Raw genomic sequence first — 15,423 nt, 5'->3', positions numbered from 1 at the left:
AGAGATCCCGTTGCCCGTTGTCCGTCAACCGGAACAAAGAGCAACGGGATCTGTTGCGTCGGTTCGACCTTCGCTCAGTCGACGGTCGCGGTCTCGATCGTCACGTCGACCTTGGGCTTGCCGTCGCCGGGCTGGCTGCCGGCCGGCCCGGGGTTGATGCCGCCGTCGTAGATCTTGTCCAGCACCGGCAGGCCGGCCTCGTCGACGTGGCCGACGATGGAGTAGTCCGGTCCCAGTTCGCTGTCCTGGATGACGATGAACAGCTGGCTCGACCCGGTGTTCGGGTTCTGGCCGCCCTGGCTGCTGTTGGCGATGGCCACGGTGCCGCGCGGGTAGATCACCGGTTGCGACCCGGTCATCGGGTCGGGCTGGCCCACCTTCTTCAGGTCGGTCGGCGGCTCGTCGGGGCTGGTCCAGCCCGGGCCGCTCATGCCGGTGCCGGTCGGGTCGCCGCATTGCAGGATCTTCAGCTTGTCGGCAGTGGTCATGCGGTGGCAGGTGGTGCCGTCGTAGAACTTGTTCTCGATCAGCGAGGTGACCGCGGCGACGTTGCACGGCGCCGAGTCGCGCTCGAGCGTGACCGGCAGGACGCCCTGCGTGGTGGTGAAGGTCGCCTGCTCGGTGCCCTCCTTGAGGACGCGCTCATCGGGCTTGGGGGACTGTCGCTCGTCCTTGGCGGCGGCCTTCAGCTCGTCGAGTTCCTTCTGGTACTGCGGGCGCTGATCGGCCGGGACGGTGTCGGGCACCTTGTCGGGGAGCTGTTCGAACCGGCTCGGAGAATCCTCGAAGGCGCAGGTCGTCCAGCGGGCGGCCTCGCGGTCGTCGGCGACCTTCTTCCAGACGATCGCGGTCACGCCCGCCACGACCGCGACCACGACGGCGGTCGACACCGACGCGATGACGATCTTGCGCTTCCGCCGCGCGAGGCGCTCGGCCTCGAGGCGTTCTTCGAGCTTCCGCTTGGCCGCCTCGCGGCGCTCCTCATTGGTGGTCACGCGGGTGGATCCTCCTGAATCCCGGCACACAGTGCCGTCTGGCTGCGCGGCACCCCCCGGTGCCGACATCTGCGCGGATGACACTTACTCGAGAGGCAAGTCTGCCAGTTGTACCTGAGACGATGCTGCAGCGGGTGGTGGGGGCGGCGTGTGGTGTCCGACGACCGGCGCGGGCCGCCCGGTGCACCGCCTGTCGGGGGTCGTCGGTCACTAGGCCACAATGGAGGGGACCCGCGACCCACAGGAGAGCCATGCTGATCACCGGATTCCCCGCCGGCATGTTCCAGACGAACTGCTATGTGGTGGCCGGCGGGCCCGGCTCCGACGCGGTGGTCATCGACCCCGGCCAGGACGCCGCGCCCACGGTGCGCGAGCTGCTGGCCGAGCACGATCTCACGCCCGTCGCCGTCCTGCTGACCCACGGCCACCTCGACCACACCTGGAACGCGACCCGGCTGTGCGACGAGTATTCCATCCCGGCCTACATCCACGCCGCCGATCGCCCCATGCTGGCCGACCCGACCGTCGGCATCGGCCGCGCGCTGGGCGCGATGATCGGCGACGAGAAGTTCCGGGAGCCGGAGAAGGTCGTCGAGTTCTCCGACGGCGAGCCCGTCGAATTGGCCGGTCTGCGCTTCTCGGTGGACCTCGCGCCGGGGCACACCCAGGGGTCGGTGCTGCTCGGCATCGAGGTGACCGTGCCGGGCGAGGCCGGGCAGGCGCCGCAGACGGTGCCGGTGTGCTTCTCGGGCGACGTGCTCTTCGCCGGGTCCATCGGCCGGACCGACCTGCCCGGCGGCAACCATCAGCAGCTGCTCGACTCCATCGCGTCGAAGCTGCTGCCGCTGCCGGACGAGACCGTCGTGTTGCCCGGACACGGGCCGCAGACCACCATCGCGCAGGAGCGCGCGACCAACCCGTTCCTGGTCGACCTGCGGGCGCCGGGGACCGACACCACCATCGCGACTGACCGACCGAAGGGACGACACGGACTGTGAGCGGCGCATTTCAGGCCCCCCGGGGCATTCCCGACTACTTCCCGCCGAACTCGGCGGATTTCCGGAAGGTGCGGGACACGCTCACCGACGCCGCCCGTCGTGCCGGCTACGGACACATCGAGCTGCCGATCTTCGAGGACACGGCGCTCTTCGCCCGCGGCGTCGGCGAGTCGACCGACGTCGTCAGCAAGGAGATGTACACCTTCGCCGACCGCGGCGACCGCTCGGTGACGCTGCGTCCGGAGGGAACCGCCGGCGTGGTGCGCGCGGTCATCCAGCATGGCCTCGACCGCGGCCAGCTGCCGGTGAAGGTCTGCTATGCCGGCCCGTTCTTCCGGTACGAGAAGCCGCAGACCGGCCGTTACCGCCAGCTGCAGCAGGTGGGTGTCGAGGCGATCGGCGTCGACGACCCCGCGCTCGACGCGGAGGTCGTGGCCGTCGCCGACGAGGGCTACAAGCGCCTCGGCCTGTCGGGCTACCGCCTCGAGATCACCTCTCTCGGCGACGACAAGAGCCGTCCCCGCTACCGGGAGGCGTTGCAGGAGTTCCTGTTCAAGCTCGACCTCGACGAGCCGACCCGCAAGCGCGCGGAGATCAACCCGCTGCGCGTGCTCGACGACAAGCGCCCGGAGATCCGCGAGGCGACCGCCGACGCGCCGCTGCTCCTCGACTACCTGTCCGACGAGGCCAAAGAGCACTTCGACCAGGTGCTGGCCCACCTCGACCGGCTCGGCGTCGCCTACGAGATCAACCCGCGCCTGGTCCGCGGCCTCGACTACTACACCAAGACCACCTTCGAGTTCGTCCACGACGGCCTCGGTGCCCAGTCGGGCATCGGCGGCGGCGGTCGCTACGACGGCCTCATGCGCCAGCTCGGCGCCAAGCAGGACCTGTCCGGCATCGGCTTCGGCATCGGCGTCGACCGCACGATGCTCGCCCTGGAGGCCGAGGGCGTCGCGGACACCCAGGCCGCCCGCGTCCAGGTCTTCGGCGTGCCGCTCGGCTCCGATGCCAAGGCCGAGCTCGTCTCGGTCGCCGGTGCGCTGCGCGCCGCCGGTGTCAGCGTCGACCTCGCCTACGGCGACCGCGGCCTCAAGGGCGCGATGAAGGCGGCCGACCGCTCGGGTGCGCGTCTGGCACTGGTGCTCGGCGAGAACGAGCTCGCGCAGCGTCAGGTCGAGGTCAAGGACCTCGGCAACGGCGAGCAGCACACGGTCGCACTCGACGACGTGGTGGCCGAGGTCGCGCGCCTGCTGAACTGATCGACCGGAAAGCGCCCCCGGAAGGCGCCCGCCAGCGGTCCGCCGGCGACATGACGTCGTCCGCGCGCCGCCGGCGGGTTCTTCTCGGGGGCGCTTCTGGGTTGGCCGGCTCGGCTCAGTTGGTCATCTCGGCGGCGAGCACATCCAGCGTGACCCCGCCCAATGCCAGTGCGCGCGTGTGGAAGTCCTTGAGCGTCCACTCCGGGTGGGCGCGCAGCGCGGCGTGGCGCGTGTCCTCCCACACCCGCTGGCCCAGCGCATACGACGGGGCCTGACCGGGCCAACCGAGGTAGCGGTCGAGTTCGAACCGAAGGACCGCGTGGTCCATGGCGACCGACGCGGTGAGGAACTCCCAGGCCTTGTCGGCGTCCCAGATGCCGCCGCCGAGCGACTCCGGGGCGGGCAGCCGGCAGTGCACGCCGATGTCGACGACCACGCGCGCCGCACGAAGGCGCTGGGAGTCGAGCATGCCCATCCGCTCGCCGGGGTCGTCGAGCCAGCCGAGCTCGTCCATGAGCCGCTCGGCGTAGAGCGCCCAGCCCTCGCCGTGCCCGGAGGTGAACGACGCCAGCTTGCGCCAGGCGTTGAGGTCGGGATCGACGATGGCCGAACCGAGCTGCAGGTGATGGCCGGGGACGCCCTCGTGGTAGACGGTCGTCTTCTCCTGCCAGGTGTGGAACACGGTCTGGTCGTCGGGGACCGCCCACCACATGCGGCCCGGCCGGGACAGGTCGGCGCTGGGTTGCGTGTAGTAGATGATCCCGGTCGAGGACGGCGCGAGCCGGCATTCCAGGCGCGACAGCCGTTCCGGGATGTCGAAGTGCCGCCCGGCGAGCCCGGCGACCGCGGCGTCGGAGGTCTCCTGCATCCACGCGACGAACTCGTGCCGGTCGAAGATCTGGTACTGCGGTTGGCGATCGAGCCACCTGAGGGTCTCGTCGACGCCGCGTCCCGGCAGCAGCTGCTCGGCGATCTCGTGTTGCTCGGCGACGATCTGCTCGAGCCGGGTCATCGCCCAGGCGTAGGCGTCCTCCGGGTCGGCGTCGGCGCCCAGATAGGCCGGGAGGTGCAGCAGGTACCGGTCGCGGCCGACCGCATCGTCGTCGGCGGCGCCCGGCAGCACCTCGTTCTGCAGATAGTTGGCGAAGGTGCCGAACGCGGTGTGGATCGCGTCGAGCGCGGTGTGCAGGGTGCCCGCCAGGGCCGGGTCGGCCTCGATCGGCCCGGTGTTCGCGGCGATGGCGTCGGCGGCGGCCTCGGCCTGGCGCGCCACGGCCACGACCTGGCGCCGGGCCGGCGGGGGACCGTGACGCAGTCGGTGGGCGAGCCCGTCGACCGCGCGGGTCAGCGCCCCGGGGATCGCGGTCAGGCGGGCGAGGAAGACCTCGCGCTGCTCCCGGGTGTCGGTCGGCATGAGGTCGAAGACGTCCCGGATCGCCTGCAGCGGCGAGGCGATGACGTTGCACACCCCGATGTGCTCGCCGGCGTCGGCGAGCGCGAGCTCACGACGCAGCGTCGACGACATCGTCGCGACCGTCACGCGGTCGATGTCGTCGGCGACGGGTGCCTCGGCGAGGGCGGCCAGGGTCTCGGCCGCCACCGCCGCGCGTTCGGCGCAGGCCTGCGCCGAGTAGTCGGTCAGTGCGTCGTCGTGGTCGCCGTGTCCGATCTCGGTGGCGAACACCGGATCGAGCTCGCACAGCCGGTCGAGGTGGGCCTCGGCGATCGCATCCACCCGGGTGGGTTCGCGGGTGTGATCGGCGGATGTGCGTGCGGAGGTGGGGGTCATGGGGTCACGTCGCCGTCGGGGTCTCAGGTGGCCGTGTCGGTCACAGATCGTTGGTGGCGAAGGTGTCGCACTTCTTCGGGTCGCCGGACTGGTAACCGATGGAGAACCACTTCGCGCGCTGTGTCGCCGAGCCGTGGGTCCAGCTCTCCGGGTTCGACCGCGAGCCCTGGATGGTGTCGTCGCCGATCGCCTGCGCGGTCTGGATGACCGACGAGATCTGCTGCTGGGTGATCGGCTGCAGGAGCGCGTCGGGGCCGTCGTCGGCCTTGTTGGCCCACACACCGGCGAGGCAGTCGGCCTGCAGTTCGACACGCACCGATCCCGAGGTGGGACCCTGCGAGCCGAGTCGCTGGCCCCTGGCCAGCGCGCCGGTCAGGTTCTGCACGGCGTGCCCGTACTCGTGGGCGACGACGTACTCCTGGGCGAGGGGGCCGTCGCTGCCGCCCATGCGTCGCAGCTGGGTGAAGAACGACGGGTCGAAGTAGGCGGTGTGGTCGGCGGGGCAGTAGAACGGGCCGGTCGCCGAGCTTGCCGCGCCGCACGCGGTGTTGACCGAGTCGGCGAAGATCACCGTCTTCGGCGCCTCGTATCCGGGCATCAGGTCCGACCACACCTGGTCGAGGCTGACCGTGGTCGCCTTGATCCGGCAGATGGTGTTCTCGTTGGCCATCTCCCAGGTGCAGGCGTCGAGCTGCTGCTGGATCTCCGACGCCGCCGAGGAGGTGCCCTGCTGGGGTGCCGCTTGCGAGCCGAGGAGGTCGCCGGGGTTCACGCCGAACAACAGGGCGACGATGGTGATGAGCAGACCGGCGCCACCGCCGAGGGCTATGCGCCCGCCGCCCCCGCCGCCCCCGCCACCACCGCCGGAGACGTTGCCGGTGTCGATCGATCCGCTGCCTTGGAATGTCACGCGGTCATTCTGGCACGCGGCCTGCCCCGGACAGGCACATCTTCGGGTGGCCGGGTGACGGGCGGGTCGGCCGATACGGCACGATGGGTATCTGGCCTGCGTTTCCGCACGGCCGTCGTCAAGCCGTTCGTTGGGAAGGACTCTCAGTGCTCCGCACGCATTCCGCAGGTTCGCTGCGTCGCGCCGACGCGTCGCAGACCGTCACCGTCGCCGGTTGGGTCGCGCGCCGACGCGACCACGGCGGTGTGGTGTTCATCGACCTGCGCGACTCCACCGGCCTGGTCCAGGTGGTCTTCCGCGACGAGTCGGTCGCCGCGGCCGCACACCGCCTGCGTGCCGAGTACTGCGTCGCGGTCACCGGTGTCGTCGAGGTGCGTCCCGAGGGCAGCGAGAACCCGAACCTCGCCTCCGGCGAGATCGAGATCAACGCCGTCGAGCTCGAGGTGCTCAACGAGTCGGCGCCGCTGCCGTTCCAGCTCGACGAGTCGCCCGGCGAGGAGGCGCGTCTGCGCCACCGCTACCTCGACCTGCGCCGCGAGCGCCCGGCCGCGGCGCTGCGCCTGCGCTCGAAGGCCAACGCCGCCGCGCGTGGCGTGCTCGCCGCCCACGACTTCGTCGAGATCGAGACCCCGACGCTGACCCGGTCGACCCCCGAGGGCGCCCGCGACTTCCTGGTGCCCGCCCGCCTGCAGCCGGGCACCTTCTACGCCCTGCCGCAGAGCCCGCAGCTGTTCAAGCAGCTGCTCATGGTCGCCGGCATGGAGCGCTACTACCAGATCGCGCGCTGCTACCGCGACGAGGACTTCCGCGCCGACCGTCAGCCGGAATTCACCCAGCTCGACATCGAGATGAGCTTCGTCGATCAGGACGACGTCATCGCGCTCGCCGAGGAGATCCTGGTCGCGCTGTGGAAGCTGATCGGCGTGGAGATCTCCACCCCGATCCCGCGCATGACCTACGCCGACGCGATGCGCCTCTACGGCACCGACAAGCCGGACCTCCGCTTCGGCCTCGAGCTCGTCGAGTGCACCGAGTACTTCGCGAACACGCCGTTCCGCGTCTTCCAGGCGCCATATGTCGGTGCGGTCGTCATGCCCGGCGGCGCCTCGCAGCCGCGTCGTCAGCTCGACGCCTGGCAGGAGTGGGCCAAGCAGCGCGGCGCCCGCGGACTGGCCTACGTGCTCGTCGGCGAGGACGGCACCCTGTCCGGTCCCGTCGCCAAGAACCTGTCCGAGGAGGAGCGCGCAGGTCTCGCCGCGCACGTCGGCGCCAACCCCGGTGACTGCGTCTTCTTCGCTGCCGGCGAGGTCAAGTCGTCGCGTGCCCTGCTCGGCGCCGCCCGCGGCGAGATCGCCTCGCGCCTCGGCCTCATCCCCGGCGCCGGGAGCGAAGCGAGCGGGCCGTCCACCTCTGCCGACGACTGGGCGTTCGTGTGGGTCGTGGACGCCCCGATGTTCGAGCCGGCCGCCGAGGCGACCGCCTCCGGCGACGTCGCGCTCGGCCACTCGGCCTGGACCGCCGTGCACCATGCGTTCACCTCGCCCAAGCCCGAGTCGCTCGACGCGCTCGAGTCCGATCCCGGTGCGGCGCTGGCCTACGCCTACGACATCGTCTGCAACGGCAACGAGATCGGCGGCGGCTCGATCCGTATCCATCGCCGCGACGTGCAGGAGCGCGTCTTCGAGATCATGGGCATCAGCCACGACGAGGCGCAGGAGAAGTTCGGCTTCCTCCTCGACGCCTTCGCCTACGGCGCCCCGCCGCACGGCGGCATCGCCTTCGGCTGGGACCGCATCACCGCGCTGCTCGCCGGCGAGTCCTCGATCCGCGAGGTCATCGCGTTCCCGAAGTCCGGCGGCGGCGTCGACCCGCTGACCGATGCGCCCGCGCCGATCACCCCGGAGCAGCGCAAGGAGTCGGGAATCGACGCCAAGCCGGTTCCGCGCGGCGGCGCCGACAAGGCCGAGGCGAAAGAGCAGGGCGAGGCCGCCGAGAACGCGGCCGAGTAACCCTCACCGATCGACGACGAGCGGTGGCCGGACGTGAGTTCGGCCACCGCTTCCTTTCGTGCCGAGGTGATCGGCGCGCAGTCATCGTCCACCTGTGATGAGATTCGCTACATGGCAGCGCGAGCGGGAATCCCGGAGGTGGGTCGATGACGATCAAGGTGGCCCTCGAACACCGGACGAGCTATTCCTTCGATCGCCCGACGAAGATCTACCCGCACGTCGTCCGGCTCCGGCCGGCCCCGCACTCGCGCACCCCGATCGAGGCCTACTCGCTGCACGTCGAACCGGGGGGGAGCACTTCCTCAACTGGCAGCAGGACGCGTTCAGCAGCTACCTGGCCCGCCTGGTGTTCCCGGAACCGTCGACGTCGCTGTCGATCACCGTCGGCCTCATCGCCGACCTCACGGCGATCAACCCCTTCGACTTCTTCGTCGAGGACTGGGCCGAGCACTACGGCTTCGAGTACCCCGACGACCTGCGCCGCGACCTCGAGGTCTACCTCCGGCCGGTCGGGGTCACCGAGGGTGAATTCGCCGGTGCGCCGGTGCATCCCGAGGTCGCAGAGTTTGCCGCGAGGCACAAGCCGATCCGCAGGACGCGCGTCATCGACTTCCTGGTGGCGATCAACCAGGCGGTCTGCGACGCCGTCGGGTACACGGTCCGTCTCGAGGCCGGGGTGCAGACGCCGGAGCACACGCTCGAGTCGGCGATGGGATCGTGCCGCGACTCCGCGTGGCTGCTCGTCGCGCTCCTGCGCGAACTCGGCCTCGCCGCGCGGTTCGTCTCCGGCTACCTGGTCCAGCTGACCTCCGACGTGAAGCCGATCGACGGCCCGTCGGGTCCCGACGCCGACTTCACCGACCTGCACGCCTGGGCCGAGGTCTACCTCCCCGGCGCGGGCTGGGTCGGCCTCGATCCGACGTCGGGCCTGTTCGCCGGCGAGGGACACATCCCGCTCGCGGCGACCCCGCACCCCAGCGGCGCCGCCCCGATCACCGGCGCGACCGGCCCGTGTCACGCCACCCTGGACTTCTCCAACACCGTCACACGCTTCCACGAGGACCCGCGCGTCACGCTGCCGTACACCCCGGAACAGTGGGACCGCGTCAACGCGCTCGGCGCGATGGTCGACGAGCGGATGAGGCGCAACGACGTGCGCCTCACCATGGGCGGCGAACCCACCTTCGTGTCCGTCGACGACCAGACCGCCCCCGAGTGGACCACCGCCGCCGACGGCCCGCACAAGCGCCTGCTCGCCTCGCGGCTCGCCGAACGGCTCAAGGACGACTACGCGCCGCAGGGCCTCGTCCAGCGCAGCCAGGGCAAGTGGTATCCGGGAGAGCCGTTGCCGCGCTGGCAGATCGAGATCGTGTGGCGCAAGGACGGCGAACCCGTCTGGCGCGATCCGTCGCTGCTCGCCGACCCGTGGCCGACACAGGAGGCGGCCGCCGCCGCGATCGAGACCGAGACCTACGGCTCCGATCCCGCGACACTGGACGCCGCGCCCGCCCGGAAACTGCTGTCCGCCTTCGCCGAGACCCTCGGACTCCCGGGCGAGCAGGTGATGCCGGCCTACGAGGACCCGCTGGTCCGGATGCGCGAACTCGCGGGACTGCCGCCCGGCGACCCGGGCTCCGACCCCACTGCCCGCCGCCCGGAAGCTGGCCCAGGCGGAGTTCGACGTCGACCTCGAGGCCCTCGAGGAGGGCGACGAGGAGGAGCTGGCACCGGAGTCCGACTCGGTGGAACGCCGACGGAAACTGCTCGCCCGGCTCGACGCCGCGGTCACCGACCCGTGCGCCTACGTGCTGCCGCTCAACCGCTCAGAGGACGGCACCGCCTGGCAGTCCGCGGTGTGGACGCTGCGCCGCGGCCGCATCGTCCTGACCCCCGGCACCTCGCCGGCCGGTCTGCGCCTACCCCTGAACTCGTTGTCGTGGGGTCCGGCGCCGACGCTGTACGAGGCCGATCCGTCGGCCTCCTACGGCGCCCCTGCCCGCCGACCCGGCCGAGGCGCTCGGCCTCACGGTGAAGGCCGTCGACCCGGCGCAGTTCCTGCCGCGCACCGCGCTGGTCGCGGAGGTCCGCAACGGGGTGACCCACGTGTTCCTGCCGCCGACGTCGACCGGCGAGGAGTTCCTCGCCCTCGTCGGGCTGGTGGAGAGGGCCGCGGCCGTCTCGTCGACCCCGGTCGTGGTCGAAGGCTATGGCCCGCCGTCGGATCCGCGCCTCGCCTCGCTGTCGGTGACCCCCGACCCCGGCGTCATCGAGGTCAACGTCCAGCCCACGGCGAGCTTCGCCGAGCAGTCCGAGCTCCTCGAGTCGCTCTACGAGCACGCCCGGCACGTGCGGCTGGGCACCGAGACCTTCGACCTCGACGGCAGCCACGGCGGCAACCACATCACGCTCGGCGGCACCACGCCCGCGGACTCGCCCCTGCTGCGCCGGCCCGACCTGCTGGTGTCGATGCTCACCTACTGGCAGCGGCACCCGTCGCTGTCCTACCTGTTCTCGGGCAAGTTCATCGGCACCACTTCGCAGGCCCCGCGCGTCGACGAGGGGCGCGAGTCGGCGCTCTACGAGCTCGAGATCGCCTTCGCCGAGATCGACCGTCTCGCCGCCGCGGCCGTCGACCCGCGCGGCACCGGCCCGAAGGGCGCCCACAGCGCCGACGAACCCGAGGCGAATGCGCCGAATCCCTGGGTCACCGACCGCGCCCTGCGGCACCTGCTGACCGACATCACCGGCAACACCCACCGGGCCGAGTTCTGCATCGACAAGCTCTACAGCCCGGACTCGGTGCGGGGCCGACTGGGCCTGCTCGAGCTGCGCGCCTTCGAGATGCCGCCGCACCACCGGATGGCGATGGTGCAGTCGCTGCTCGTGCGCTGTCTGGTGTCGTGGTTCTGGGAGAAGCCCTATCGGGCCCGGCTCATCCGCCACGGCGCCGACCTGCACGGCAAGCATCTGTTGCCCCACTACGTGATCCAGAACATCGCCCTGGTCGCCGAGGAGCTGCGCGAGGCGGGTTACCCGTTCGAGACCGCCTGGCTCGACCCGTTCACCGAATTCCGCTTCCCGCGCCTGGGCACCGTGCAGATCCGCGACCAGGAGATCGAGTTGCGCGGCGCGATCGAGCCGTGGAACACGCTGGGGGAGGAGTCGACCGCGACCGGCACGGCGCGTTACGTCGACTCGTCCGTCGAGCGCGTCCAGGTCCGTGTCCTCGGGGGCGAGGACGATCGATACCTTCTGACCTGCAACGGCTTCCCGGTTCCGCTGCGATCCACCGGGCGCACCGGTGAGCGCGTCGCCGGCATCCGATTCCGGGCGTGGCAGCCGCCGAGCGCGCTGCACCCGAGCATCAGCATCGACACGCCGCTGACGTTCGACCTCGTCGACACCGTCAACGGCCGGTCCGTGGGCGGCGCGACCTACCACGTCGTGCACCCGGGCGGCCGGGCCTACGACCGCCCGCCGGTGAACGCGGTGGAGGCCGAATCGCGGCGCAACGGCCGGTTCGAGGCGTCCGGCCACACCAGCGGCACCGTCGACGTCGGTCTCCTCCGAGAACGCCAGGCGCGCCAGGCGATCGACTTCGGGATCCCCGGGATCCTCGACCTGCGGCGGGCACGTACAGTTCTCCGGTGACCTCTTCGCCGGGCAACGCGTCCGCGGTGTTCGAAGCATCCGCGGTGTTCGATCGTTACCGCGACGAGGGCTACGCGCTCTTCGACCTCGCCGCCTTCGACGGCGCCGACCTGACCGGCACCGATCTCGCGGGCGGCTCCCACTTCGACGAACTGCTCGACCCCTCGGGCAAGGTCCGTCCTGCGTGGGAAGAGCTGGTCCGCAGCTACGAGCAGCGCGGCGAGACCCGCCTGCGGGAGGTCGCCGATCGGCTGGCGGCGGCGGTCCGCGACGACGGCGTCGTCTACAACGAGTTCGACGGACAGAACACGCGCACCCGCGACTGGGCCGTCGATGCCGTGCCCCTCATCGTCGACGGGGTCGAGTGGGCGGAGCTGGAGAAGGCGATCACGCAGCGGTCGATGCTGCTTGACCTGCTGCTGCGCGACCTCTACCGCGACCAGAAGACGATCGCCTCCGGGCTCGTCCCGCCCGAGATGGTGTTCGGGCACCCCGGTTACATCCGCAAGGCGGCCCGCCTCGAGGTCGCCGGACCCCACGCGCTGTTCCTGCACGCGGTCGACGTCTCGCGCACCTCCGACGGCAGCTTCGTCGTGTTCCGCGACCGCACGCAGGCGCCGTCGGGCATCGGCTACTCGATCGTCGGGCGCCGCCTGATGTCGAAGACCTTCCCGCAGCTGTTCCAGGCGTGCGCGCCGCGTCCGATGACCGGTTTCGCCGGGACGATGCGGCTGGCGCTGGCCGAGTACGCCCCGCCCGGCGTCGACGACCCGACCGTCGCGGTCTACAGCCCGGGCAGCATCTCCGAGACCGCCTTCGACCAGGCGTACCTGGCGTCGGTGCTCGGTTTCCCGCTCGTCGAGGGCGCCGACCTCACCGTCCGCGACGGCGCGGTGTACATGCGGTCGCTCGGGCGCTACAAGCGCGTCGACGTGCTGTTGCGTCGCGTCGACGCCGCGTTCAGCGACCCGCTGGACCTGCGCACCGACTCCCAGCTCGGCGTCGCCGGCCTGGTCGAGGCCATCTCGCGCGGCAACGTCACCGTGGTGAACACCCTGGGCTCCGGCGTGCTCGAGAACCCGGCCCTGCACACGGTGCTCGAACGGCTCGCGCCGGTGCTGCTCGACGAGGAGCTCGCCCTCGGTTCGGTCGCCACGTACTGGGCGGGAGACGAGAAGGAGCGCGGCCTGATCCGCGGCCGGCTCGGCGCGCTGGTGGTCACCAACACCCGCACCGACGAGGAGTTCATCGGCCCGCTGCTCGACCGCCGCGCCCGCGAGGAACTGTCGGCCCGGATCGCGGCGGAGACCTGGCAGTGGGTCGGGCGCGAACTCGACGCCTACTCGGTCGCCCCGTCCATGACGTCCGGCCTGCGCGACACGCCCGGTGCCGCGCTGCGTGCCGCACCGGTGGCCGTCCGCGCCTTCAGCGTGGCCCAGGGCCCGACCTACTCGGTGATGCCCGGCGGCCTCGGCGCGGTCCTCGCCGACGGCGTGGAGGGCGCGGCCCACCGCGTCGTCGCGGCGAAGGACGTCTGGGTCACCAGCAGCGTCCTCGGAGGGCACGTGTCCCGGCGTTCGGAGACCCGCACCGAGCCGGCCCCCGAGGTCGTGCCCGTCACCGCCGGGCGTCCCGTCCCGCTCGGGTATTCGGAGGTCGCGGCCGCGGCGAGCCCGCGTGTCCTGGCAGACCTGTTCTGGCTGGGGCGCTACGCCGAGCGCACCGAGCAGGTCACCCGCCTGGCCAAGGTCGCACGTCAGCGCTACCAGGACTTCCAGTACCGGCCGTGGATGAGCGGCACCGCGGCGGTGCCGCTGTTGCTGCACGCTGTCGCGACGATCACCGCCACCGACCGGTACCTGCAGACCTCCGCCCTCCTGGGACCGGATTCCGCGGGCGACGCCGGACGGCAGGCGTCGCCCGAGCAGGTCAACGAGGCGATCGCCAAGATCGCCGACCTGACCGTCGCCCGCACCGTCCCGGGGACCGTCGCCCACGCGGTCGACCGACTCGTCGGCGCGGCCCGCGCGGTGCGCGACCTGATGTCGACCAGCACCTGGATGGTCCTCGCGCCGGTGGAGCGGGTCGTCGCGCACACCTCGCGTCTGGTGGCGCGCTCGCGGGCCGAATCCGAGGCGTCCGGGAACGCCGACGCCGCGCTCGACCTCGGCCCGGACCTGGCCCGTGCGCACGAGGAGATCCTGCACGGGGTCCTCGCGCTGACCGGGCTGCAGGAGGAGTCGATGGTCCACGACGCGGGCTGGATGTTCATGGACCTCGGCCGGCGTGTGGAACGCGCGATCACCCTCGCCGACTTCACCGGCGCCATGTTCGCGGTGTCGCGCGACGACGACGTCGAACAGGCCCTGCTCGAGTCGTTCCTCACGGCCAACGAGTCGGCGGTCACCTACCGTCGGCGCAACCGCGGCCTCTACCGGTTCGAGAACGTGGCCGAACTCCTGCTGTTCGACCCGACCAACCCTCGCTCGATGATCTTCCAGCTGGAGAAGATGCACGAAGACCTCACGTCCGTTCCCGAGCCGCTGCGGTCGACCGGCGCCGAGCGGATGGTCCAGGAGATGATCGGCGACCTGCGCCGCAGCACGCCGACCGATGTCGCCGGCACCGACGACGCCGGACGCCGGACCGAGCTCGAGGAGCTCACCGTCGGCCTGCGCAACCGGTCGCGCGACCTGTCGGACCTGTTGATGCGCACCCGCTTCGCGGTGCCGCGGCAGGCCCGGCCGATCTGGGCGGGAGGCGAGTCGTGACCTCGCGCGTCTACCGGGTCATGCACCGCACCCGCTACACGTACAACGACGACGTCTCCTCGTCGTACGGTCGCTGCTACCTGACCCCGCGAGAACTGCCCGGTCAGCGGGTGCACTCGGCGGTCGTCGAGATCGAACCGGAGCCCGACGACCGCTCGACCGGCGTGGACGTCTACGGCAACCGGGACAGCTACTTCCACGTCCGGACCGCGCACCGGGAGCTCACGGTGACCGCGCACTCGGTCGTCGAGGTCGACCCCGTCGACCAGGGGCTGGTGCTCGGCCCGGCGGCCCGGACGCCGTGGGAGTCGGCGCGGCCGGCGGCGGTGGGCACCCGCGAGGCCCGCTTGGCGGCCGAGTTCGTGCTCGACCTCGACCCGCCGGAGATCACGCCCGCGGTGCGCGAGTACGCAGCGCAGGTGTTCACGCCGGGTCGCCCGCTCGTCGAGGCGGTCACCGACCTGACCACCCGGATCTACACCGACTTCACCTATCGCTCGGGCGCCACCGCGATCTCCACGCGGGTCGACACCGTGATGCGGCGGCGCGAGGGCGTCTGTCAGGACTTCGCCCGCGTCGCGATCGCGTGCCTGCGCTCGCTGGGGCTCGCCGCCCGGTACGAGTCGGGGTACCTGGCCACCGACCCGCCCCCGGGGCAGGAGAAGGTCTTCGGCGCCGACGCCAGTCACGCGTGGGCGGCGGTCTGGCTGCCCGACGACCGCTGGCTGGCCTTCGACCCGACCAACGACAAGCTCGTCGACGAGCGGCACGTCACGCTGGCCTGGGGCCGCGACTACGACGACGTGCCCCCGCTGCGCGGGGTGATCTACACCGACTCGACGAAGAGCCAGATCGACGTCTCCGTCGACGTCAGCCCGATCGAGGATCCCGCCGACGGGCTCGGCGACCGCGCCGACTCACCCGAATCCGGCGCCGCGCGTTGACCGCCCGGCCGGTCCTGCCGCGGACCGCGGCGCCCCGGGCGGTGGCGGTCTGCGCGGTCGCGTCCGGGGCGGTTGCGCCCAGACCGCACCCAAC

At 71.5% G+C, this 15,423-nt stretch carries 8 protein-coding genes and 1 pseudogene; 6 read left to right on the top strand and 3 right to left on the bottom strand.

Annotation, left to right across the window (positions count from 1 at the left end; all coding sequences use genetic code 11):
* Window positions 1-74: 74 nt before the first annotated feature.
* The gene (locus E1P53_RS04455; RefSeq protein ID WP_006899097.1) at window positions 75-995 is read right to left on the bottom strand and encodes a peptidylprolyl isomerase; all 921 of its coding nucleotides are present in this window, start codon (window positions 993-995) and stop codon (window positions 75-77) included.
* A gap of 251 nt (window positions 996-1,246) precedes the next feature.
* Between E1P53_RS04455 and E1P53_RS04450 the strand changes: the two genes are divergently transcribed.
* Together E1P53_RS04450 and hisS are read left to right on the top strand one after the other, a co-directional pair.
* Complete coding sequence (locus tag E1P53_RS04450) at window positions 1,247-1,993, top strand: MBL fold metallo-hydrolase (RefSeq protein WP_006899096.1); 747 nt, start codon at window positions 1,247-1,249, stop codon at window positions 1,991-1,993.
* A complete protein-coding gene (gene hisS, locus E1P53_RS04445) occupies window positions 1,990-3,255 on the top strand; it encodes a histidine--tRNA ligase (RefSeq protein ID WP_109238445.1) in 1,266 nt (421 codons plus the stop codon). The genes E1P53_RS04450 and hisS overlap by 4 nt, the downstream gene beginning before the upstream one ends.
* Window positions 3,256-3,370: 115 nt before the next feature.
* Here the strand turns inward: hisS and E1P53_RS04440 are convergent, their stop codons facing one another.
* Both E1P53_RS04440 and ypfJ read right to left on the bottom strand, forming a co-directional pair.
* Window positions 3,371-5,044 carry a DUF885 domain-containing protein gene (locus tag E1P53_RS04440; protein ID WP_109238444.1) on the bottom strand — a complete coding sequence of 558 codons (1,674 nt, stop codon included), beginning with the start codon at window positions 5,042-5,044 and terminating at the stop codon, window positions 3,371-3,373.
* A gap of 40 nt (window positions 5,045-5,084) precedes the next feature.
* Entirely contained in the window at window positions 5,085-5,954 is an 870-nt protein-coding gene (gene ypfJ, locus E1P53_RS04435; protein WP_131733578.1) for a KPN_02809 family neutral zinc metallopeptidase, read from the bottom strand.
* Between the two features lie 146 nt (window positions 5,955-6,100).
* On the opposite strand from ypfJ, the gene aspS reads away from it, so the two are divergent.
* From aspS to E1P53_RS04415, 4 genes and pseudogenes are all read left to right on the top strand, one after another.
* Window positions 6,101-7,963 (top strand): aspartate--tRNA ligase, encoded by a 1,863-nt coding sequence (gene aspS, locus E1P53_RS04430; RefSeq protein WP_006899091.1) that lies wholly within the window; start codon window positions 6,101-6,103, stop codon window positions 7,961-7,963.
* 146 nt (window positions 7,964-8,109) lie between these two features.
* Window positions 8,110-11,614, top strand: a pseudogene (locus E1P53_RS04425) (transglutaminase family protein).
* A complete protein-coding gene (locus E1P53_RS04420; RefSeq protein ID WP_131733577.1) occupies window positions 11,611-14,385 on the top strand; it encodes a circularly permuted type 2 ATP-grasp protein in 2,775 nt (924 codons plus the stop codon). Before E1P53_RS04425 ends, E1P53_RS04420 begins: the two are co-directional and overlap by 4 nt.
* Window positions 14,382-15,329, top strand: a complete 948-nt coding sequence (locus E1P53_RS04415) for a transglutaminase family protein (protein WP_131733576.1) — start codon at window positions 14,382-14,384, stop codon at window positions 15,327-15,329. Before E1P53_RS04420 ends, E1P53_RS04415 begins: the two co-directional genes overlap by 4 nt.
* Window positions 15,330-15,423: the final 94 nt, after the last annotated feature.

This window comes from Gordonia paraffinivorans (genome assembly GCF_900683595.1).
GTDB classification, from domain to species: domain Bacteria; phylum Actinomycetota; class Actinomycetes; order Mycobacteriales; family Mycobacteriaceae; genus Gordonia; species Gordonia paraffinivorans.
This window is presented reverse-complemented; position numbering and strand designations above follow the sequence as displayed.

What these genes read in the sequence shown, in the direction of transcription:
- E1P53_RS04450 (WP_006899096.1), top strand. Translation starts at nt 1,247, where the DNA reads ATGCTGATCACCGGATTCCCCGCCGGCATGTTCCAGACGAACTGCTAT.
- E1P53_RS04440 (WP_109238444.1), bottom strand. Translation starts at nt 5,044, where the DNA reads ATGACCCCCACCTCCGCACGCACATCCGCCGATCACACCCGCGAACCC.